Genomic DNA, 21,780 nt, shown 5'->3' on the forward strand with positions numbered 1-21,780 from the left:
CCCGTAAAGAAAATAATGAACAATACACTCAGAAAAATTTATGATGCTTTTGCAAAAACCTACGAAGAGAATCGTGGGCAGTTTGATATGTCTGATGTTTTAGATGGCTTTTACTCGACACTAGACCTGGAAAATGGAAAATTGCTTGATCTAGGATGTGGAGCGGGTGAGCCGGTTGCTCGTTACTTTACGGATCATAACTGGTCAGTCGTCGGTGTGGATTTTTCAGAACAGATGATTCAATTAGCATCCAAATATGTGCCAGAAATGCCAACAATGCATGCAGACATCAGTGAAGTTGATTTCGAATCAAATCAATTCGACGCAATCATAGCAAGCTACAGCTTATTTCATATTTCAGTCGACAAGCACAAAGACATGTTTAAAAAATTTCACAAGTGGCTTTTTCCAAATGGAAAAGCATTGTTTACTTATGCAACGGAAGAGTACACGGGCAAAAAATCATTTGATGGCTACAAAAATTTTATGGGACAGGAGCTATATTACAGCCACAAAGCTCCCGATGAACTGTATATTGATTTAGAAGATATTGGTTTCAATATTGATTCCATCGATTACAGAAATATCGGTGGTGAAACATTTCTGTGGGTTACCGTAAATAAGCGTCCACTGTAGACATTAAATCGGCGCCCGCACTGGTATCCTCTTAGCCCCATCAGTACCTAGCGTTATGGCAGGCCGACCACCTTCAGACAATTCCTGGCCCCGTGGCGCCATCGAATCCTATTTCCTTCAGTGTCTCCCACTCTTCGTCAGAGCGCACGCCCTCAGCGATCACGATCACACCAATAGAATGACCTACGGCACACAGATTACTCAATAAGTTTTGGTTTGCTGTGTTTTCGTTGATGTCGCGTACAAAATTGGCATCCACTTTTAGATAGTCCAAGCCCACATCATGCAGCTCGCCCAATGCCGCCAGCTGGTGGCCCATATGCTCGATACCGATTTTAGCGCCGTACTCCTTGACCCGGCTGCACAGTAATTTGAAGCCACTGAGATGACGAAAAGCCATTGGTTCGGCTAATTCCATCCACAGTTTTTCTGCTGCATCTGCATGTACAGATAACTGCTCGCTAATCCATTCAGCAAAGGACGGCTCCACCACAGCCGCCACTGACAAATTGACACTCACCGGCCGGCCTGTTTCTTCAATTTTTTGCAGTGCCAGTTGGACCACCTGCTGATCCAACATACGTGACATCTCGAGCCTGTTAACCCAAGGTAGAAATTGGCCAGCGGTAATGAGCTCTCCCTCCCATGCAAGGCGCACCGGCGCTTCAATATGTAACAATCCGCCATCGGTGCCGATGGCCGGAAAGGTGGCAAGCGAGAAAAGGCCCTCGCTAAACGCGTGGTCAAATATATCACGCCAATGGACCATCTGTTCTCGCACAGAGGTCAACGATATATCGCCTTTTGCCGCGATATTAATGCGTGAAATCCCTTCGTTAGCAGAGATCAACATAGAACTGTCCAGACGGGTCATAATCTCGCCAATGGTATCCCCCTGCTGATAGAGGCTCGCCGCAGCAGGCAATGGCACATCATCATCGATACTGCGGTCTTCGAGGACTGCTCTAAGCGCCTGTTGAATTTCTTTCGCGGCCTGATCCGCTTGTATGGCACGCGGGACCAGCAGTGCGAAATCTGACCCATTCAGACGACAGGCGGCCGAACGGCTGTGGTCCGTGACGATACTGTTCAAGCCCGCGCCCATGTCCGCGATCATACTATCAACGAACGTATGCCCATATTTTTCATTGAGCCCCATGAGTCCAGTCAGCCGCACCAAACAAATACTGCCAGCTGAATTAACATCATCACTGTGCAAGGCCGCATCCAGTGATCTCATAAATGGCTCACGGTTCATCAGTCCACTCACCTTGTCGACATGAGCTTCGCGCTGCAACTTTTCAAGGCGCTTGGCCTCCTGCGCCAGCATCTGCCTGATTCTTTCAGACAGGTTATTCATGGACTTCACTACCTGGCGAAACTCCAGTGTTTTCGGCTCGGGAATGGAAATAAAACGACGTTCGCCAATTGCCTTGGCTTGATCTACCACGTTTTCAAGCGGTCGCAATATAATCTTAAGCAGATAACTGCCCAACGCACCGGCCAGAATCATGACCAACAGAAATACTATCGCCATCTTCTGCGTGCTATGCCACAGCTCAGCATAAGCAAAGCGAGAATGACTGCGCAGTGTAAGCAAACCTACCTGCTGCCAACCCTTCATAACACTGGCGATGCCCGGCTCCACCTCAATAGGAAAAAGCTTCATAAACCAGTCGGGAGCGTCCCCTGTATCCTGGGTATCTTCGCGCAAGATGGTGACCACTCCCTCGGGGTCAGTGAGTTGAATTAGCTCATAAAAACCCGTATCAAATTGCGCTGAAAGAGTGAGCTCCAGCAACACCTCGTCAGCATCCTGCTGCGTAAGCGAAAGAGCCAACGCTGTAGCGTTATCGGAATTCTTCATGCTTAACTGCTGCTGGAGATAAGTCTTCGCCGAGAGACTAGTCACGATAACGCTACCCACAAACACAAGGGTCAACAAAAATATGACCGCCAGCCAAAGTTGTTTATATAAAGACATATCAGTACTCCCTTGCATTCATGGCTTAACCCAACCCTTCTGCTGCTGCACGCTGAAGCACATCGCGCCAGCGTGAAAGCTTGGCCCCAGGATCAGTGGTAGCCGGCGCCGCGGCACCTCCAACCCATAAACCATTGCTGTTGAACCCATAGACGGGTGTCAGGTCTTTTCGACTGGAAGCTGGGCGCACTGAGCGGATCAGATTATCAAGAATCATGGGGTCGGCTGAAGGAGCGGCATAATAAGCCAACACCATGTGCGCTGCGTAAACATTGCCATTGCGGCCATCCATTAGCGCCTTGACATAGGTAATGCGCAGTCTATTCACATCAACACCGGCCAGGATCAGGGTTGCATACTTGGCGATGGCAAAATCCTCGCAGTCAACCTCGCCATTACCCATGGTCTCTAACGGTGTCGCCCAATAGTCTTTCTGCCCCCAAGCCTCAGGGTCTTCCACCCAGCGAATCTTCGAGTTGAAAAAATGATTTACCTTGACCAGTTTCTGCTCGTCTGGAAGATCCTGAATGTCGTCAATCATGACGCGCCATTGAGCCACTAGGTCAGCCGCATTCTGGCCATACCGGCTCAGCGCCAAGCCTTGCATGCGGTCTAGATCGGGCTTTGCCAGCACTAGAGTGCCGGTCAACAGAGACACAATGACTAGCCAGCGCAGGATATTGATGCCTAAAGGCATATTCAGCGGTCCATATTAAGTATGGTCGTTTACAGCAAGGCGAATAGAACCGGGGTCACGTGATAGCCGGCTGCGCACGCCTCGAAAACGTATTTTCGTTCAGCGACAGCCTATAGTGCCACAAATCGACACTATAATGTCCCGGCACGCAATGGCTCAATGGCTCAATGGCTCAATGGCTCAATGGCTATCTGAGCTTAGACTCCACAAAAGTGGTCAGACTACCCACCGTGGCAAAAACATCGGCACTAATCTCATCATCATCAACCGTAATACCATATTGCTCTTCAAGACTGGCCAAGATGCCAATAACAGACATGGAATCCATTTCCGGTATTGCGCCCAAAACGGGGGTATCCGGGTGTGGCATGATGGCACCAACAGGAACACCCAGGTTTGACTGCAGGATCGCGATGACATCTGACTGAATATTCATAACTCTCTTTATTACCGTTGAATGCGTTGTGTGGGAGAATGGAATGGAAATAGCAGCAATTAACCCACCCAATAGCACCATGCTAACCTTGCACCAAAATCTTCTCAAGGTAGAATTTTGACCCGAAACGTTTTCGCGGTGACTTTTAACTACAACAGCAGATGAATCTGTGTCGCCCAACGATGGAAATGATTTTCCTGAAACTCAGTGGGCGATGACAGATCTCGCGCCAAGACCACCAGCATTAGACGTCACAGTCGCCACACTTTCAATTTTTCAGCTTCTAATTCTTCCCGATCTAACACAGATTTTAGATCTATCAACGTGGCACCTTCGTCCATCATCTCTCCATACTCCGCCACGCTCATTTGAAGGTATTGAGCATGCGGAACAGCAAGAATAACTGCCTGACAGCCTCTTAAATCCTCTCGTTCGCAAAGTGCTATCCCATACTCTGAAAGCGCCTCCGCGGCATTCGCCAGAGGGTCGTGCACTATTACCTCACAACAGTACTCCAGCAGCTCATCGATAATGTCCACCACTTTAGAGTTACGCAAGTCGGGGCAGTTTTCCTTAAATGTCAGACCCAATACAGCAATCTTAGCGCCACTCACCCGGTGGCCGTGCTGCACCAATTGCTTGACCGTTTGCTCAGCCACAAACTTTCCCATATTGTCGTTTGTCTTGCGTCCAGCCAGAATAACCTGCGGATGATGGCCAACCGTCTCTGCCTTATACGTCAGATAGTAGGGATCGACACCAATACAGTGGCCTCCGACCAGGCCAGGCCGGAAAGGGAGAAAATTCCATTTCGTGCCTGCTGCCTCCAAAACATCAAGCGTATCAATACCCAGGCGGTTAAAAATCACCGCCAATTCATTCATTAGCGCAATATTAAGATCTCGCTGTGTGTTTTCAATAACCTTGGCCGCTTCAGCAACTTTAATCGTTGCCGCTCGATGCGTGCCCGCATTCACTACCTCGCCATAGAGCCTGGCTATTTTATCAAGCGTTTCCGGTGTATCCCCGGAAACCACTTTGATGATTGTTTCCAGACGATGTTCCTTGTCTCCAGGATTAATACGCTCGGGAGAGTAGCCAACATAAAAGCCACCCTCGATATCAGCGCTATTGGAGTTCCGGCCGGCCCAAGATAATCCCGACGCTTGCTCTAATATCGGGACGCAAATTTCTTCCGTACAACCAGGATAAACCGTCGATTCAAAAATCACTGTAGCCCCCGGTCGTAGATGTGCACCTACGGAGCGACAAGCACCCTCAAGAGGCGAAAGGTCGGGCCGTCGGGCCTCGTCGATCGGGGTGGGCACAACCACGATGATAATCTGTGCCTCAGACAACTTACTGGCATCACTGCAAAACTCAAGCATAGTCGCCGCAGCCAACTGCTTCGGCTCCACTTCACCACTGGGGTCGGTGCCCGCCCGATAAAAATTCAGTTTTTCGACATTCAAGTCCAAACCAATGGTGCGACGCAAGCGACCAAAAGCCACTGCCAGAGGCAACCCAACATATCCAAGGCCAACGATTGCTATCGTGTCTAAATCTTCCATCCGCTATTTACTCTTTGTCTAACTACCCAAAACCCACAGCATTATTTATGCAAGACTTGTACGTCTTTGACACAGCCTGACACTCTGGATGCTAGCAAACAGGCCTAAACAATAAAATGTTTATTGTCATTATTCTCAATTGAGTACGCCAGTTATCTTATACAATGCCTCTCTCGTCACTCATACCAGCATTTACACCAGCGAAACAGAAGTATAGTGTTTGCTTCTGAATATTTCTATCGAGGGACATAACGTGGCATTCGACTTTCTAATTCCTAAATTAGAGACTCAAGTCGGCATAGTCGGCAACATCGGCCTGTACAGCTACGGCACTGCTTTTTTCGCCTTTATTACCCTCGTTATATTCATCTCCATCTCCAGACGACATAATCCAGTGGGCAACGCCCTGCTGACCGCGAGCATTTTGACCGCGGCATGGGCAGCAGTCGTCGCTATATCAACCTTGCTGCCCAACCCCATTTTGCTGCTGATACAACTGGCCGAGGCGGCTCGTAACGGCGCTTGGATATTTGTTTTGCTAAAGCTACTTTCCTTACGATTACAAGGCACCGATCACATACTGGCAAGCAATCGATGGGTCCCTTGGTATTACCTAAGTTTTACCATGATTGTCGTTTTACTCATCAGCATTGATCCTCTGCTGGAGAAGATGCCTTCACTCTTCAATATTTCCTTGTATGCAAACTCCGGTGGTTGGCTTGCAATGTCTATTGTGAGCTTGTTACTGCTGGAACAATATTACCGCAATAGTAATGATGCTGAACTCTGGCTCACCAAGCAACTGTGTCTGGGTCTAGGTATATTGTTCGCTTTCGATCTTTTTATGTATGCAGAGGGACTTCTGTTCCGCCAGCTGAATCAGAATGCGTGGCAAGCACGAGGGCTTATTAGCGCAATGGCGGCCATCCTAATTGGCGTCAGCGTTAGCCGCACTGCTGGCAAAGAGGTTATAGCGAACCAGCAAGCCTTTCGCACTTCAAGACATTTTGCCTTCCATGCTCTCACCTTGATGGCCTCGGGTGTCTACCTCATTGCAATGGCCCTGACAGGCTATTCGATTCGCTATCTGGGGGGCAGTTGGGGTGGCATATTGCAAATCACATTTTTGTGTGCCGCTGGCTTGACCTTGGTTGTGTTACTGTTCTCTGGACGAATCCGGGCCAGCTTCAGGGTGTGGCTAAGCAAAAATTTCTTCAGTTACAAATATGATTACCGAGTTGAATGGCTGGAGTTCACTGAAATTCTTGCGAGCGGCAAGACCGACATCCCTGAAAATATCACCCGCGCTATGGCCAACCTAGCCAAAAGCCCAGGAGGAGTCCTCTGGAGCAGAACCGATGGCGGACGTTTCACTATTGCGGCCAACTGGGATATGCCAATCCCTCTAACGGATATCAATTTAAGCGAACTGCCTGAATGGCTACGAACCAATGAATGGATTATTGATCTACGAGAATGGCAAAGTGATCCAGACATATATGCAAATCTCGCAATGCCCGCGATGATAAGTGCTATTCCTAACGCCTGGCTGATTATACCGCTTTTATTTGGCGACAAGCTGCAAGGCATTGTGTTGCTTCGCGAATCTGAGATCGCAGGAGACCTCAACTGGGAGGACAGGGATCTACTAAAAGTGGCCGGCAAGCAGGCAGCGAGTCACCTAGCGCAGTTTCAGGCCGACCAGGCACTGGTTGAGTCGCGTCAATTCGAAGCGTTCAACCGCCTTTCAGCCTACGTCATCCACGACCTCAAAAATATTCTCGCGCAACTTTCTCTGATCGTTGCAAATGCAAAAAAGCATAAGAGAAATCCTGAATTTATTGATGACATGGTTGATACCGTTAGCAATACGGTGGACCGAATGAGTAAATTAATGACGCAATTGCGCAGTGAGACGTTGCGGGCACAACAACAAGAATTCAAACTGATGGAATTACTGCAAAACGCTGTGGATGCCTGTAAACTTCAAAGCCCCACCCCCGAACTCACAGTGGTGGATAATACGTTAACATTGGCGTGTGACAGTGATCGGCTGCGAACAGTATTTGAACACTTGATACAAAATGCCCAAGAAGCAACCAACGAGAGAGGGGAAGTGACTGTCCGGCTATTGACCGGATCGGGCTTTGCCATCGTGGAAATTGAGGATAACGGCACGGGAATGGATGAACAGTTCATCCGACACCGTCTGTTTAAGCCCTTCGACTCCACAAAGGGCCTGACAGGTATGGGTATAGGCGCATTTGAGAGCCGCGATTTCATCCATAGTCTGGGGGGTGAAATAAACGTGACAAGTGCAGTGGGGCAGGGTTCTATATTCCGCGTACTCATACCCTGTGTTAACCAAGCGGGTGCCCGGCATGCATCCCCCATTTCTTAAGGTAGATTGCCATTGAAAGATAGCAAAAGGAAACTGCTGGTTGTTGAAGACGATAAGGGGCTGCAAAGCCAATTACGCTGGGCCTTTGATGACTTCGAGGTGACTATCGCTGGCGATCGCGCGGAAGCTATTAATCAGGTGCGTCGTATCGAACCGAATGTCGTTTTACTGGACTTAGGCTTGCCGCCCGATCCTGGCGGTGTCACCGAGGGACTCGCTACCCTGAGTGAAATTCTTTCACTCACACCTGCAACCAAAGTCATCATTCTTACCGGAGATGATAATTACGCCAACGCAGTCAAATCCATTGCACTGGGCGCCTATGACTTTCACCAAAAACCCGCCGACCGGCAAATGCTGGCTCTACTCGTGGACCGCGCCTACCATGTGAATGCACTGGAACTCGAAAATCGCAGACTTCAGAATCATAATCAGAACATGCCTTTAATGGGGATCATTACATCCAGCCCCCAAATGCTCAAAGTCTGTCGTACGATCGAAAAAATAGCCCCGTCAGACATTACCACATTAGTATTGGGAGCAAGCGGAACCGGCAAGGAACTCTGCGCGCGGGCTCTGCACGCGTTGAGCCCACGAGCTGGCCATTCGTTAGTGGCCATCAACTGTGCCGCGATACCGGGGAATCTACTAGAAAGTGAGCTCTTCGGCTACGAAAAAGGTGCTTTTACCGGTGCAGTGAAACAGACACCAGGGAAGATTGAGTATGCGGATAAGGGCACCCTATTTCTAGATGAAATTGGGGACCTGCCCATGGAACTGCAGGCTAAACTTTTGCGCTTCCTACAGGAAAGAGTGGTAGAACACATTGGGGGGCGTACGGAAATTCCCGTGGATGTACGTATCGTCTGTGCCACACACCAGAACTTGGAAGACTTGATTTCAAAGGGTCTGTTCCGCGAAGACTTATATTACCGTATTAGTGACATTGTGCTCGAAATACCAAGTCTCAAAGAGCGTGAAGGCGACACTCTTCTATTGGCCAAATCATTTCTCAATCAGTGGAGCAAGGAATATAGTAGCTCTGCAAAATGCTTTTCCGCTGGAGCTATCGCGGCTATGGCAGCCTATGACTGGCCAGGCAACGTGCGTGAACTGGAGAGCCGCGTAAAACGCGGGGTAATTATGGCTGATGGCAGCCAGATAAGCGCTGAGGGCCTCGAATTGGCCAGCAGTAAGGAAGAGCCCATCCTGGAAACCCTCAAGGTGATACGAGACAAGGCGGACTATACTGCTGTACTTCAGGCCATGAGCCACACCAACCAGAATGTAACCGAAGCAGCCAATGTGCTGGGAATTACCAGGCCAACCCTATACAAACTACTGGAACGTATGGGAATACAACACTAGACATCCTGGCATTGTCGTTGGCACATATTCATCGCATAATCCATCCTATCGTCGTGCTTCAATTAAGCTACAATAAAGACCTCTCGCAGACGAGCTCTCCCCATCGATTTTATCGCAATGCCAGACCTGATTCATCAGTCTATTCCCCACAGTGCGCAGGTCACGCCAGACGCACCCGCGCTGCTATTTAAGGACCAGACATTCACCTACAGGCAAGTGCAACACAGGGTGGAGCAGGCCGCCAACGCACTATTGGGTCTAGGAATCGGTCCTGGAGAGAGGGTTGCGGTGTATCTACCGAAGCAACCAGAAGCCGTGTTCAGTCTGTTTGGCGCCGCGGCAGCCGGCGCCTGTTTTGTGCCCATCAACCCGCTACTTAAACCGCATCAAGTCGCGTATATCCTTACCCACTGCGATGTCAAAGTATTGATTACGTCTGCCCCACGCCTGGCTTTACTCGTGGGGGTATGTGATACCTGTCCTGATCTACACACGATCGTTCTGGCAGAAGATCAGGCGCCAGAAGAGGCAACCCCGCTCCCACAACGACTTATAGGCTACAAAGGGTTTTGTGACTTATCCGGCGACAACGTGGAACCGCACCGCCGTATCGACACCGATATGGCCGCTATCTTGTACACCTCAGGCAGTACCGGCAGCCCCAAAGGTGTAGTCTTGTCCCATCGCAACATGGTGGCCGGAGCGCACAGTGTCACCGGTTATTTGGGTAATTCCTCTACTGACCGCGTACTTGCGGTGCTGCCCCTTAGCTTCGATGCGGGGCTCAGCCAGCTCACCACGGCCTTTTCAGTAGGTGCTGCCGTCGTCCTGATGGACTACCTACTGCCCCGCGATGTACTGCGGGCGGTGGTGCGCTACAGGATCACTGGTTTAGCGGCGGTACCGTCACTTTGGAATCAGCTCAAAGAGCTTGAATGGCCAGTCCAAGCAACACAATCATTGCGTTACATCACTAACACGGGTGGTGCCATGCCAGTATCAACTACCCGGACGCTGCAACAAATCCTGCCGTCGACCGATATTTTCTTGATGTACGGCCTCACTGAAGCCTTTCGTTCAACCTATCTGCCTCCAGATCAGGTGAATGTTCGCCCACATTCAATCGGCAAAGCGATTCCCAATGCTCAGATCCTAGTGATTAACGCAGAAGGCAGGGAGTGTGCGCCCAACGAACCTGGTGAGCTGGTGCATTGCGGCGTACTGGTGAGCCTGGGTTACTGGAATGATCCCGATGAGACAGCTGAACGCTTTAAGCCCTGTCCGCATAGCTCGCCCGAGATGGCCTCCACAGAATTGGCCGTATGGTCTGGCGATCAGGTAATGAAAGATGAGGAAGGCTACCTTTACTTCATCAGCCGCAACGATGAAATGATCAAGACGTCTGGCTATCGGGTGAGTCCCACAGAGATAGAAGACATTATCCACGGTACCGGCCTGGTCACCGAAGCAGTGGCTATGGGATTACCTCATGCTGCACTCGGTCAGGCCATACTGCTGGTCGTTACCCCTGCTCTAGGCGCGAAGGTAGATGACACCCTAAAAAATGCAGTCTTAAGTCGCTGTCGCACAGAACTGCCGAATTTTATGGTGCCCGCAATAGTCACCGTGCAAGACACGCTACCCCATAACGCCAACGGTAAAATCGACCGACGCATGCTGTCTGAACAGTATCAAACTATGTTTCAGGATGATTCACCATGAGCAAGATAAAAAGTATGGCTGAAACACCGAAGCATGCACCAATGAATCAGTTCGAAGTCGCAGATAATTGCCTGCGAATCGGCGGGCAACCACTTGTCGATCTCGCTAGGCAGGTGGGTAATACTCCCTTTTATGCCTATGACCGCACGGTGATGCGCTCGCAGGTAGAGCAGTTACGCGCGGCACTGCCGGCTGAAATCCACTTGCACTATGCCATGAAGGCCAACCCCATGCCTGAGGTCGTACGGTATCTGGCAGGAATTACTGAGGGATTGGACGTGGCTTCTGCAGGCGAACTGAAGGTAGCCCTAGAGGCTGGCGCTAAACCAGCCAACATCAGTTTTGCCGGCCCGGGGAAATCAGATGCCGATCTACAAGCTGCGGTGGACAGCGGGGTGATCATCAACATGGAGTCCAATGCTGAAATGCTGCGTATCGCGGCACTGGTTGAGGGGCAGCCCATCCGCCCACGTGTCGCTATTCGTATCAATCCTGATTTTGAGCTCAAGTCGGCTGGCATGAAAATGGGCAGCGGCCCCAAGCCCTTTGGGGTAGATGCCGAATGCGTGCCCGCGATGCTGGAGACCCTCGGAACACTGCCCTTGGAATTCATGGGATTCCACATTTTTAGCGGCTCACAGAATTTGCGTGAGCAGGCCATTATCGAAGCCCAAACTAAGACCTTCGAACTCGCCTTCCGTCTCGCCCAATTCGCCCCGTCACCTGTGCGTTGGCTCAATATCGGTGGTGGTCTGGGCGTGCCCTACTTCCCTGGAGAGCAACGTCTGGATTTAGCCTCCATCGGAGCCAACCTATCGTCTCTGATCGAGACCGCCCAGGAAAAGCTTCCAGGAGCAGAAATCGTAATGGAACTGGGCCGTTATCTCGCAGCCGAAGCAGGTATTTACGTCTGCGAAGTGGTTGATAGAAAGGTCTCTCGTGGGCAGACCTTCCTTATCACCAATGGCGGCCTGCACCACCATCTCGCTGCCTCGGGAAATTTCGGCCAAATCATTCGGAAAAACTACCCCCTGTGCCTGGGTAATCGAATATCTGCGGATGAACTGGAGGTGGTCAACGTCGTCGGACCACTGTGCACCCCACTGGATGTGCTGGGCAATAAGGTTATTCTGCCGCGGGCGGGTCCGGGAGACCTCATAGTGGTATTCCAGTCCGGGGCGTACGGATTCAGCGCCAGTCCAAAAGATTTCCTGAGCCACCCTCATCCGACAGAGATTTTGCTCTAGATCCTCGGCACACTAGCATTGTGCATGTTGGAGAATCATTCCTTGGCCCTAAATTAGCCACAACCCGTGTTTCTAATCAAACGTCGTCATTGCCGTGGGCATCGCTGGGTTCATCGACTCAGGTTAGAGCCTGCTCTAACCCATAAATGTCAGAAAATTTTACACTTTCTGAGCATTCTCAGTTTTTCAAATACCACCAACCCATTAAGTTGTTGTAAACTAAGGTTATAGCCGAATTGGCTCGAATATTGCTCTAATGGATTAGGCTTCCGCCACAGGTATTTATAGGGCATTATAGGTGATGGATTTAATACTAATTATTCTCGGTATAGCTGGCTCTGCGGCTATTGTCATAGCCGCCTATGTTGTTGCTGTGACGTCCCGAAACTATGCTTCACAAGATAAGAAGCGTAATGCGATGGACTCCGCTAACCCGGCGCTGCGCTTGGTACCGCGCAGCTCCAAAGATCGCCGGGATGGCAAGCCGGTAACATTTCCTCTCGCCGCCAACGGCATTCTGGTGGCCAACGATCGTCGCACACAGACCGATCGGCGAGCAGCAGCCTGAACCTCACCACATTGCCGGTGGACGCTGCCAGCTAAGAACATAAGCTCGCTGAGCCGGTAACAATAGGCACTTTGGCACAAAAGCACTAAACTTTAGGATCAACTTGCTCTTTCTTGAGCTTCTGTATGCGTTCCAGCTCACTCTTGTAGGTAGCGGTGACCTTCTCCACGCCAGAATCTGTTAGGCCCCCGCCATTTCCGCCAATAGCATAGGTCGTATAGTAACCAGAGGCTGACATCAGGCCATGGGCAACCATCTTAATATCAACACCCTCATCCTTAATGCTATTGGCAAGGTCAACAAAACGGTTCAGGCACTCAAGGTGAATTTGATAATCGGTTTTTACGTCTGTCTTGCTCATGGCTAATCTCGACTCCTAGTTCATCATGTATACAGTGCAGTATTTTACCATTTAGTATTACGTTTGGGCTAATGTTCCGGTGTGATGCCGCCACTGCGGTATACTCCATCGCCATGAGCAATGCCCAAAAAATATTACAATCTGTCTTTGGCTATGGATCTTTTCGAGAACCCCAAAGCGAAATCATTCAGACCCTCATCGAGGGTGGTGATGCCCTTGTATTAATGCCCACAGGTGGAGGTAAATCCCTCTGTTACCAGATCCCCGCTTTGGCCAGAGACGGATGTGGCATCGTTATCTCTCCCCTGATCGCCCTGATGCAAGATCAAGTCAGCGCCATGAGGCAACTTGGCGTTCGCGCGAGCTTCCTTAACTCTACGCTGGACGTCAGGGCAGCACGGGCAGTAGAAGAGGATCTACTGTCCGGCAATCTTGATCTACTGTATATCGCCCCGGAACGCCTCACTCAGGAACGCTGCCTCACTCTACTGCAGCAGGCTGATATAGCGTTATTTGCCATCGATGAAGCACATTGCGTCTCCCAATGGGGACATGATTTTCGCGCTGACTACCTGAAATTAAGCCTTTTACATCAACACTTCCCCAATATTCCACGGATAGCCCTTACCGCCACAGCGGACGCGCGCACACGCGCCGAAATTATTATGCGGCTGGATCTGAGCAGGGCCAGACAGTTTATTGCCGGCTTTGATCGACCCAATATCCACTATCGTATCGCACTCAAAGACAACCCCCGATCGCAATTGCTGCGTTTTTTACAGGATGGGCATCAACATCACGCCGGGATCGTGTATTGTATGTCTCGCAAAAAAACAGAAGAAATCGCGCTTTGGTTGCAAGACCAAGGGTTTAACGCCTTGCCCTACCATGCAGGTCTACCCTCTGATACTCGAGCTGACCACCAGACGCGTTTCCTGCGCGAAGATAGCATTATCATCGTTGCCACCATCGCCTTTGGCATGGGGATAGACAAGCCTGATGTGCGCTTCGTCGCACACATGGATATGCCCAAGACGGTTGAATCCTATTATCAGGAGACAGGTCGCGCTGGCCGGGATGGCGAACCCTCTGACGCATGGATGATTTACGGGCTGCAGGACGTGATTAAACTGCGACAAATGATGGCCTCCTCCGAGGGTAGTGAAGAACACAAACGGGCAGAGCAACACCGTTTGAATGCCATGCTCGGCCTGTGCGAAATCACCACCTGCCGGCGTGAGGCCCTACTAAACTATTTTGGCGAACCCCAGCCCAAGCCGTGCGGTAACTGCGACACTTGCCTTGAACCGATCGACACCTGGGATGGCACCGATGCGGCCCGCAAGGCACTTAGCGCTGTTTATCGCACCGGACAGCGCTTCGGAGTCAATCACCTGATCGATGTATTGCGCGGGGCAGAGAATGCAAAAGTATTGCAGTTTGATCACCACCATCTACCCATCCATGGCGTTGGGACGGCACTGAACAACAAGCAGTGGCGCTCGGTGTTCAGACAACTCGTAGGCCGGGGATACTTGAACGTCGACATGGAGCGTTTCGGCGCACTGCGCCTGGAGGAGAAATGTCGTCCATTATTACGCGGCGAAGAGGCAATAATGTTGCGCCGCGAAACCACCACTAAAACCGCGCGACAGCAAACCAAAACGGCACTGCCCAGTGATATCGATATTACACTATGGGAAGCACTGCGAGAATGCAGACGCGAATTGGCAGAGGAGCAAGGTGTTCCCCCCTACGTTATTTTTCACGATCGCAGCTTGAAAGAAATGTGTAGCGCCCTCCCCCGCAATCCAACGCAGTTCGGACAGATTCCAGGTGTTGGCGAGCGCAAGCTAAAAAAATATGGGGAGGCCTTTTTGCAGGTCATTGAGAGACATTTTCAACATACCTTTGGTGCGGCAGGCTGACTGTAAAGCCACCATTAAAAATTCGCGTCAAATTGACCAACGCTGTCTAATCGGGTAATTTCAACGCCTAATTCTCAGCGAGGTCATCAGTGTGAGCAAAAAAATACCCCGATCCAATAATGATGATTACAGCCTCGAGATCATAGGCGAGCGTCAGGCCTTCATCGAAGAGAATACACCCGCCAAACTCGAGCACACAAAGCAATTTTCGTTCGATCCTGCTGAGATGGCGGGAAATATCGAAAATATTTTTGGGGTGGCCCAAATTCCCATCGGTCTAGCAGGCCCATTGCTGGTCAATGGTGAACATGCCAAAGGCGAGTTTTACGTCCCCATGGCCACTGTAGAAGGCACAATGCTAGCCAGCTACAACCGGGGCATGCGCGTTATCAGGGAAAGCGGTGGCGTCATCACCACCGTATCGGGCGAGGCCATGCAACGAGCACCTGTCTTTGTTTTCCCCAGCGCGAGGGAAGCGCGCGACTTCGGACTCTGGCTGGATGAACACTTTGAACACATCAAGGCAAAAGCAGAATCAACCACCTCGGTGGGCAAACTGAATGAGATCGAGCACTACCACGCCCATAATATGGTCTTTACACGCTTTGATTACAGCACAGGAGACGCTGCAGGACAGAATATGACTAGCAAGGCCACATTCGCTGCCTGTGAGTGGATCAACAAAGAGTTCAAAGCATTATCCCACTACCTGCTGTCGGGAAACTTCGATACGGAAAAGAAAACGTCTTCCGTCAATATGCTAAAGGGACGCGGCAGAAGAGTCACCGCGGAGATCACCATCCCCGCCGACGTGATGAAAAAAAACCTGCGCATTTCGCCGCAGCAAATGCACTATGGCCAAGGCATTAGCAACCTGAGTGCTTTTTTGACCAACTCGTCCAACAACGCTGCCCACCCTGCCAACGGCCTCGCTGCTCTCTACCTTGCGACCGGACAGGACGTTGCCAATATCGGCGAGTCCAACCAATGCTCTACCTATAACAAGGTCACTCGTGATGGAGACTATTATTTTTCCATTACGCTTCCCGCTTTGATTCTTGCCACCTACGGGGGCGGCACTGCACTGCCCACTCAACGCGAATGCCTGCAGATAATGGATTGTTTTGGCCCAGGTAGGGCTCTAAAATTGGCAGAAATCGCCGCCGGACTGGTGTTGGCGGGGGAAATTTCACTGAGCGCTGCGGCTAAGATTGACAAGGAAACTCGCACCAACGAATGGGTTGACGCACATGAAAAACTGGGACGAAACCGCTAGTAATTGCGAATCGCTACCCAATATGCATCCTGTCGCACTATGAACCTGAAAATATCGAACCAGGTTAGCATTCCACTGGCGGACATTCAGTTTCAGGCTATACGTGCGCAAGGTGCAGGGGGACAGAATGTCAACAAAGTCTCCTCGGCCGTTCACCTTCGATTCGATATCGGAGCATCGTCATTGCCAGAAACGTACAAAGAAAGCCTGAAAAAAATCAATGACCGGCGCATTACCAGCGATGGCATCATTATCATCAAGGCTCAGCGCTTTCGCAGTCAGGAAAAAAATCGTGGCGATGCGCTAGACCGTTTAGGTGCGTTAATAAGAGCCGCCAGTGTGACACGTCAACGACGTAAACCCACCAAGCCCACTCGCAGTAGTCAGAGAAAGCGAGTGGACAGTAAAACAAAACGCGGTCAACTCAAATCCCGACGCGGCCGAGTTGACTCTGCCAACCTCTAAGCTAACCTCTACGCTAACGACCATCGGAGTTCAGTTATGCATAACATCAGTGATTCTAACAAAATAATCGTCACGCAATTTTTTGACGCATTGAACCGTGGGGACGTTGCGTTCATCGTTGATGCTTATGCCGCCGACGGCTGCGTCCAAACTATGGGCAACACGCTGATATCCGGCGTTTTTTCGCGTGACCAGGTTGCGGCTTCGGCAGGCGGAATTTTTGACGTATTCCCCAACGGACTCACATTTACTATTTTGAATATGGTCGGCGAAGGTGACAAGGTCGCTGTCGAGGCGACCAGTGTGGGAGAACATATTTCCGGGCAGACCTACAGCAATGAATACCATTTCCTGTTTGAATTTCAATCAGGTAAATTAATCAGACTAAAGGAATATATGGACACCGAGCGAGTCACAGATGTCCTGTGCGGTGGGCAGCGCCCGCTGAGCGAGCGACAAAAAGTGTAACCACTGATATCCAGCCATCCGTCACCAGGAGACAACCTATGCAACGTCGCGAATTATTGAAGGGAGTCGCCCTGAGCGGCCTGATCGGAGGAATCCTTGCGCCAACAGTGGCCGCCGTAGCTCAGGGGAAGCCCGACAGCGCTGCTGCGAAAGCGTTGGCAGAACTGCAACAGGCGCTGGACAACCTCGAAATCGCATTCACAAGCCCCGAATGGAAGTTGCGTACGCCGCAAGATTTCGCCGAGGCGCACCGTGTCATGCTCCACGTCCTCATGCACGCGCTGCAGGCCTGGCTCGAAGCGGATCCTGCCAGACCGTTCTTTACCCCTTTTATCAATCAGCACAAGAAGATGCTGGGAGACAACCCGGATGCAAGGTATTACTCAGCGGTTATTGATGACCAGCACAGCTACCGCATTACAGGCAATCTCGCCGGCGCCACCTACACCAGCTTCACCATAGAGTTAGCGGCCGATAGCGGCAGTGACGGCATTGGGTCCACCCTCAATGATACCCAGTTCAAGGCGGACGAAAATGGCGATTACGACATTATTCTTAGCGCAGAAAAAGCCGAGGGCAACTGGATGCCGATGGCTAAGGGGGCCGCCAGCATTACCACACGGCATTATTATGAGCGTGAGCACTGCATCAACAACGATCGCTTACACCACATTCCGGTCGATATTCGCAATCTTGAGTCAGTAGCACCTCGACAGTCACCGAATGATGCCGAGATCGCCGCAGGCATCCAGCGCGTCACCACGTTTGTGAGCGGCAACGTGATTACAATGAACAATGAAAACAGTCCATCGTGGGTATCAAGAGTACCCAATCAGTTTATGCCACCGAAAAAAGACGACTCCCACGACTCCATCACCTATGCTGCCCGCGACAACGTGTACAGCATGGCGCCGTTTGTACTCGGCCCGGATCAGGCACTGCTGATCCGAGGCCGCTTTCCAAAGTGCCGATTTGCCAATGTGGTGTTATTCAATCGATTCCTGCAGACCCTGAACTACGAGGAACGCAGTATCTCACTGAATAGAACGCAAACTGTGCCCAACGAGGACGGCAGCTTCGAAATGATCGTGGCACACCGAGACCCGGGACGCCCTAACTGGTTGGACACCGAAGGGCGACCCTACGGCATCATGTTCTGGCGCTTTCAATTACCCGAAGGGGATATTCCAGCGCTGGAAACCGAGGTCATTACGTTGTCATCGGGCTCTGGCAAAAACGGACAAGCCTCTGCATAAATTAGCCAGCTCAAGGCATTAAGGATCAACTGCCGAAAAACGGGCTGCTCAAAGGATTCTGCTTTGTGCCCCATGGCGGCATAAACACTGCGCCCATCGCCCACGCAGTTAGCCCACACAACCGGATGATCGCCCATTCGCAGGTCTCGCTCATAATCCATAAACTTCTGCACCGGGCTATAGGAGGCTTCGTCTAAAGAGGCTAAAACAGTAAAGCCTTCTACTCGCGGGCTTTGTTCCCACGAGTACCACTCCTCTTCGTGCTGCCAGGTATCAGGCATGTCTAATAGCACCGGGTGTGCCTGATTCTCCATGACAACAGTGGCGCTCTGGAATTGAGGGCCCATGATATGGGCAGTAAAGGTCGCTCCGATCAGGTTGTCTGTGTACCACTGCCACTCGGAATGTGAATCATCACCCGCTGAGTGAATCCCCAGCCATCCGCCACCCGCTTGGAGCCATGACTGAAACTCACCCTCCTGTTCGTCACTGAGCACATCTCCAGAAGCATTTAGAAAAACTACCACGTCAAAACGGGCCAGATCGTTTTCATTGAACACGGCACCGTTTTCCGTATGGAACATCCCCCACTGCTGAGCTCCCGTTATGGTCTGCAGCGCCTTTACGCCTCCGGCAATACCCTCTGTGTGGCGAAAGCTGTTGGTCTTGCTGAACACCAGAACAGCAGGAGACACCATATCTGACGGAATAACGGGCGCCACAATATCGTGATGATGTGATGGAAAAACCAGATTCCAGGCGCCTACCTGCCAGACCACTACCAAAGACACGCCAACAAGCACCAGCCCGAGCAGCAACACCATTCTCAAAAATCTAGTCAGCAAACTTCTACGTTTGGCCATTTTTTTCTACGCCTCTGGATGACTCGTCTGATCAAACTATGCCAACAAAACTAGCTTATCGTGCGTTGATTGAGCTACTTATGATTATTTTGTACCGTCAAACCAGTCGTCGAAGCCCAGTACTGTCGACGGCCCTAAATGCATCTGCTCCAGCACACCATGACCCACCTTATCACCACACGTTGCCTTTACGATCTGCTGGATATGCAGATTCTCCAGCGCCAGCGGATCTAGATCACTGTCCTTCCAACTTTCGCCTGCTATGGCCAGCTCGCCCTGCCACTTACCGTGACCCCACTGAGAATGCTGATAACCCAGGCCTTTCATGCGATGCACCAGCACCGGCTCCAAATGCACTTCCATACTTTCACCGGATCGGTCGTGCATGGTAATGGTCGCTGAGCGGGCGCGCCGCGTACCCGGAATCATATTGAGCTGGTGCTCTACCTTACCTTGCCATACGCGAGCCTGAGGGTCGATGGTGCCTGGAATCGCGTCCATACTGGAGTAGTGTGGCAAAAATGCTTGGTCCGTGTGCCACTGGTAGCCGTTGCCGTCTTCAAACCAACCCGCAAGGCTGCACTCGTTCTCCCAGTGAATCGGCATCCAGCAAAAATGCACGGCCTGATACTCAGCCAAGGGTGCGCCGCCGGTATAGGCATCTCCCACGGGGCGAATGCCCCAGGAGCGATCCTTCAAACCGAAGGTCGTGCGCCCATCAACCTTCAACTCTTTACCGTCGTAGCGAATCCAGCCTGACCAGAAGCCAAACTGATCGAGACGAGTCGCGTCCATCACGATATGTCGCTCGTTGCGCAGCGTCTGACGCCCCTCTTCTATACAAGCGGTGCGGGGGGTAAACAGCAGGTCGCACTCTATACCCGTTTCATTGGCCTCTATCAGGATTCGATGACGTCCCATCGGCTCCAGTATCTGTAACGCAAAGGGACCTACCGTGGTGTCAGTAGGTTCCTGGGGGGCTCTGCGCGAGCCGTGAAAGGCGTACTGGTGTCCGTCTATAGCCAAACTCAAACTACAATCGAGGATGCCGAGGTTAGCGTAGCGGCACATCCCCACACCGAAATAAAAGCTGCCGTCCTGAGCATGCCCGTTATACCAGTAACGATCATAGAAAAAACGATCACTTGAGGCGGTATGAAAGACAGGCTCTGCGGTCTGGTGAATTGGGTAATCATCAAATTTGGATAGCATAGTAATAGACGTCCATAGCATTATTTTGCCCAGCATGGACCACATCGGCGCTATCGACAAGTTGAGATCAAAATCCCAGTAAGCATGTATAATAAATCAAACTCGACGCCCGATTGAAAGCAACCTTCTGGCCTAACAGATTAGCTACAACCGCCAATAACGGCTTGGTTACAAAAAACGACTGCTGCAAAGTAGCCTATTTTGATACGACACGATCGTTTGACGGTATTTCTTCTCAAGAAAATATCAACAACATAGAAAATAGACACTATGAATAAAAAATACGACATCCATCCCGACTTCGAAAAATTTCCCGTGGTGACCTTAACTTTCAACGCAGTGCTACTGTGGTTAATTAACACGGCCATGAAAGCGCAGTGTTTCTTTGCGAGGCGCTCACTCAAGCTGACGGTCGCGCATCACATCATCACAAGAGCCGATGGTAGTCGTCTGAAGATTTTCACCATGACACCTCATAACCTGGCGGCACGGGTTCCTGCCCCTGCCCTCGTTTATTACCATGGTGGCGGCTTCGGAATCACCTATGCAAGCCTCCACCTACAAAGCTGCGAACGCTATGCCAATGAAACGGGATGCATCGTACTCTTTGTCCCTTATCGACTGGCACCCAAACATCCATTCCCCGGTGGCTTCGACGATTGTTACGCTAGCCTAGAATGGGTCATCACAAAGGCTGGAAGTTTAGGCATTGACGCTAATCGCATCGCCGTCGGAGGCGATAGTGCCGGCGGCGCGCTAGCAGCAGGCGTGGCACAAAAATCCCGGGACGAAAAGCTCATCAAACTCTGCGCACAGCTACTGATTTATCCGGTACTGGATAACACTTGCTCAACGCCGTCTGCAACCGAGTTTGTCGACGTGCCGGTGTGGAATGCCCGCTCCAACAGACACATGTGGGATATGTATCTGAGCCGCTACCGAGAAACAGCTATCCCTGCCTATGCGGCCCCCGGCCATGGGCAATTGCACCACCTGCCAATGACCTATGTGGAAACGGCTGAATTTGACCCGCTCAGAGATGAGGGTCTAAGCTATATTGCGGCCCTGCAGCAGCAAGGCATTGAGGTTTTCATCAACGAAACCAAACAAACAGTGCATGGTTATGATGCCATGGCGAAGAGTGAGATTTCAAAACGCTCAATGCTGGCGAGAATTGCTTTCCTCAATCAGGCATTTGCGCCATCCGATGATTAAATGACGCTATGACTACTTTAGGTAAGCACTGAACTAATTAAAAAAACACTGCATATCGACACTATCGCATTGAATTAATTAACATTTATTATACACTGTGGCGTGG

The 21,780-nt window shown here is 50.9% G+C and carries 19 protein-coding genes; 12 read left to right on the forward strand and 7 right to left on the reverse strand.

Going from position 1 to position 21,780, the window contains the following annotated elements; translation table 11 throughout:
* Window positions 1-15 precede the first annotated feature (15 nt).
* Window positions 16-636, forward strand: a complete 621-nt coding sequence (locus ABXT62_RS11425; protein WP_415355417.1) for a class I SAM-dependent methyltransferase — start codon at window positions 16-18, stop codon at window positions 634-636.
* Window positions 637-709: 73 nt separating this feature from the next.
* Here the strand turns inward: ABXT62_RS11425 and ABXT62_RS11430 are convergent, their stop codons facing one another.
* The 4 genes from ABXT62_RS11430 to ABXT62_RS11445 form a co-directional block, all read right to left on the reverse strand.
* Window positions 710-2,620, reverse strand: coding sequence for a LapD/MoxY N-terminal periplasmic domain-containing protein (locus ABXT62_RS11430; RefSeq protein ID WP_415355418.1), 1,911 nt, complete (start codon window positions 2,618-2,620; stop codon window positions 710-712).
* Window positions 2,621-2,645: 25 nt separating this feature from the next.
* Entirely contained in the window at window positions 2,646-3,317 is a 672-nt protein-coding gene (locus tag ABXT62_RS11435; protein WP_415355419.1) for a transglutaminase-like cysteine peptidase, read from the reverse strand.
* A gap of 187 nt (window positions 3,318-3,504) precedes the next feature.
* Window positions 3,505-3,753, reverse strand: coding sequence for an acyl carrier protein (locus ABXT62_RS11440; protein WP_415355420.1), 249 nt, complete (start codon window positions 3,751-3,753; stop codon window positions 3,505-3,507).
* A gap of 251 nt (window positions 3,754-4,004) precedes the next feature.
* Window positions 4,005-5,324, reverse strand: coding sequence for a nucleotide sugar dehydrogenase (locus ABXT62_RS11445; RefSeq protein WP_415355421.1), 1,320 nt, complete (start codon window positions 5,322-5,324; stop codon window positions 4,005-4,007).
* 253 nt (window positions 5,325-5,577) lie between these two features.
* Between ABXT62_RS11445 and prsK the strand changes: the two genes are divergently transcribed.
* From prsK to ABXT62_RS11470, 5 genes are all read left to right on the forward strand, one after another.
* On the forward strand, window positions 5,578-7,725 hold the full coding sequence (gene prsK / locus ABXT62_RS11450) for an XrtA/PEP-CTERM system histidine kinase PrsK (RefSeq protein WP_415355422.1): 2,148 nt from the start codon (window positions 5,578-5,580) through the stop codon (window positions 7,723-7,725).
* 6 nt (window positions 7,726-7,731) lie between these two features.
* The gene (gene prsR, locus ABXT62_RS11455; protein ID WP_415355423.1) at window positions 7,732-9,093 is read left to right on the forward strand and encodes a PEP-CTERM-box response regulator transcription factor; all 1,362 of its coding nucleotides are present in this window, start codon (window positions 7,732-7,734) and stop codon (window positions 9,091-9,093) included.
* A 117-nt stretch (window positions 9,094-9,210) separates the two neighbouring features.
* Window positions 9,211-10,815: an acyl-CoA ligase (AMP-forming), exosortase A system-associated gene (locus ABXT62_RS11460; RefSeq protein ID WP_415355424.1), complete on the forward strand. Its 1,605-nt coding sequence runs from the start codon at window positions 9,211-9,213 to the stop codon at window positions 10,813-10,815.
* Complete coding sequence (locus tag ABXT62_RS11465) at window positions 10,812-12,062, forward strand: pyridoxal-dependent decarboxylase, exosortase A system-associated (protein WP_415355425.1); 1,251 nt, start codon at window positions 10,812-10,814, stop codon at window positions 12,060-12,062. Before ABXT62_RS11460 ends, ABXT62_RS11465 begins: the two co-directional genes overlap by 4 nt.
* 301 nt (window positions 12,063-12,363) lie before the next feature.
* Entirely contained in the window at window positions 12,364-12,630 is a 267-nt protein-coding gene (locus ABXT62_RS11470) for a hypothetical protein (RefSeq protein ID WP_415355426.1), read from the forward strand.
* 85 nt (window positions 12,631-12,715) lie between these two features.
* On the opposite strand, the gene ABXT62_RS11475 is transcribed toward ABXT62_RS11470, so the two are convergent.
* On the reverse strand, window positions 12,716-12,991 hold the full coding sequence (locus ABXT62_RS11475; protein ID WP_415355427.1) for a DUF3144 domain-containing protein: 276 nt from the start codon (window positions 12,989-12,991) through the stop codon (window positions 12,716-12,718).
* 113 nt (window positions 12,992-13,104) lie between these two features.
* Between ABXT62_RS11475 and recQ the strand changes: the two genes are divergently transcribed.
* From recQ to ABXT62_RS11500, 5 genes are all read left to right on the forward strand, one after another.
* The gene (gene recQ / locus ABXT62_RS11480; RefSeq protein WP_415358203.1) at window positions 13,105-14,919 is read left to right on the forward strand and encodes a DNA helicase RecQ; all 1,815 of its coding nucleotides are present in this window, start codon (window positions 13,105-13,107) and stop codon (window positions 14,917-14,919) included.
* A gap of 91 nt (window positions 14,920-15,010) precedes the next feature.
* Window positions 15,011-16,195, forward strand: a complete 1,185-nt coding sequence (locus tag ABXT62_RS11485; protein ID WP_415355428.1) for a hydroxymethylglutaryl-CoA reductase — start codon at window positions 15,011-15,013, stop codon at window positions 16,193-16,195.
* A 39-nt stretch (window positions 16,196-16,234) separates the two neighbouring features.
* A complete protein-coding gene (gene arfB / locus ABXT62_RS11490; RefSeq protein ID WP_415355429.1) occupies window positions 16,235-16,660 on the forward strand; it encodes an alternative ribosome rescue aminoacyl-tRNA hydrolase ArfB in 426 nt (141 codons plus the stop codon).
* A gap of 36 nt (window positions 16,661-16,696) precedes the next feature.
* Entirely contained in the window at window positions 16,697-17,128 is a 432-nt protein-coding gene (locus tag ABXT62_RS11495) for a nuclear transport factor 2 family protein (protein ID WP_415355430.1), read from the forward strand.
* Between the two features lie 38 nt (window positions 17,129-17,166).
* Entirely contained in the window at window positions 17,167-18,384 is a 1,218-nt protein-coding gene (locus ABXT62_RS11500; RefSeq protein ID WP_415355431.1) for a DUF1214 domain-containing protein, read from the forward strand.
* Here ABXT62_RS11500 and ABXT62_RS11505 read toward each other — a convergent pair.
* Together ABXT62_RS11505 and ABXT62_RS11510 are read right to left on the reverse strand one after the other, a co-directional pair.
* A complete protein-coding gene (locus tag ABXT62_RS11505; protein WP_415355432.1) occupies window positions 18,294-19,247 on the reverse strand; it encodes a ThuA domain-containing protein in 954 nt (317 codons plus the stop codon). The two genes, ABXT62_RS11500 and ABXT62_RS11505, sit on opposite strands and share 91 nt — an antisense overlap.
* Before the next feature lie 84 nt (window positions 19,248-19,331).
* The gene (locus ABXT62_RS11510) at window positions 19,332-20,459 is read right to left on the reverse strand and encodes a hypothetical protein (RefSeq protein WP_415355433.1); all 1,128 of its coding nucleotides are present in this window, start codon (window positions 20,457-20,459) and stop codon (window positions 19,332-19,334) included.
* Window positions 20,460-20,729: 270 nt separating this feature from the next.
* Here ABXT62_RS11510 and ABXT62_RS11515 point away from each other — a divergent pair, with 270 nt between their 5' ends.
* On the forward strand, window positions 20,730-21,674 hold the full coding sequence (locus ABXT62_RS11515) for an alpha/beta hydrolase (protein ID WP_415355434.1): 945 nt from the start codon (window positions 20,730-20,732) through the stop codon (window positions 21,672-21,674).
* The last annotated feature ends 106 nt before the right edge of the window (window positions 21,675-21,780 follow it).

It is taken from the genome of Halioglobus sp. Uisw_031 (assembly GCF_047729875.1).
Classification (GTDB): Bacteria; Pseudomonadota; Gammaproteobacteria; order Pseudomonadales; family Halieaceae; genus Marimicrobium.

What these genes read in the sequence shown, in the direction of transcription:
- ABXT62_RS11425 (WP_415355417.1), top strand. Translation starts at nt 16, where the DNA reads ATGAACAATACACTCAGAAAAATTTATGATGCTTTTGCAAAAACCTAC.
- ABXT62_RS11430 (WP_415355418.1), bottom strand. Translation starts at nt 2,620, where the DNA reads ATGTCTTTATATAAACAACTTTGGCTGGCGGTCATATTTTTGTTGACC.
- ABXT62_RS11435 (WP_415355419.1), bottom strand. Translation starts at nt 3,317, where the DNA reads ATGCCTTTAGGCATCAATATCCTGCGCTGGCTAGTCATTGTGTCTCTG.
- ABXT62_RS11440 (WP_415355420.1), bottom strand. Translation starts at nt 3,753, where the DNA reads ATGAATATTCAGTCAGATGTCATCGCGATCCTGCAGTCAAACCTGGGT.
- ABXT62_RS11445 (WP_415355421.1), bottom strand. Translation starts at nt 5,324, where the DNA reads ATGGAAGATTTAGACACGATAGCAATCGTTGGCCTTGGATATGTTGGG.
- ABXT62_RS11460 (WP_415355424.1), top strand. Translation starts at nt 9,211, where the DNA reads ATGCCAGACCTGATTCATCAGTCTATTCCCCACAGTGCGCAGGTCACG.
- ABXT62_RS11465 (WP_415355425.1), top strand. Translation starts at nt 10,812, where the DNA reads ATGAGCAAGATAAAAAGTATGGCTGAAACACCGAAGCATGCACCAATG.
- ABXT62_RS11470 (WP_415355426.1), top strand. Translation starts at nt 12,364, where the DNA reads ATGGATTTAATACTAATTATTCTCGGTATAGCTGGCTCTGCGGCTATT.
- ABXT62_RS11475 (WP_415355427.1), bottom strand. Translation starts at nt 12,991, where the DNA reads ATGAGCAAGACAGACGTAAAAACCGATTATCAAATTCACCTTGAGTGC.
- recQ (WP_415358203.1), top strand. Translation starts at nt 13,105, where the DNA reads ATGAGCAATGCCCAAAAAATATTACAATCTGTCTTTGGCTATGGATCT.
- arfB (WP_415355429.1), top strand. Translation starts at nt 16,235, where the DNA reads ATGAACCTGAAAATATCGAACCAGGTTAGCATTCCACTGGCGGACATT.
- ABXT62_RS11495 (WP_415355430.1), top strand. Translation starts at nt 16,697, where the DNA reads ATGCATAACATCAGTGATTCTAACAAAATAATCGTCACGCAATTTTTT.
- ABXT62_RS11500 (WP_415355431.1), top strand. Translation starts at nt 17,167, where the DNA reads ATGCAACGTCGCGAATTATTGAAGGGAGTCGCCCTGAGCGGCCTGATC.
- ABXT62_RS11505 (WP_415355432.1), bottom strand. Translation starts at nt 19,247, where the DNA reads ATGGCCAAACGTAGAAGTTTGCTGACTAGATTTTTGAGAATGGTGTTG.
- ABXT62_RS11510 (WP_415355433.1), bottom strand. Translation starts at nt 20,459, where the DNA reads ATGCTATCCAAATTTGATGATTACCCAATTCACCAGACCGCAGAGCCT.
- ABXT62_RS11515 (WP_415355434.1), top strand. Translation starts at nt 20,730, where the DNA reads ATGAATAAAAAATACGACATCCATCCCGACTTCGAAAAATTTCCCGTG.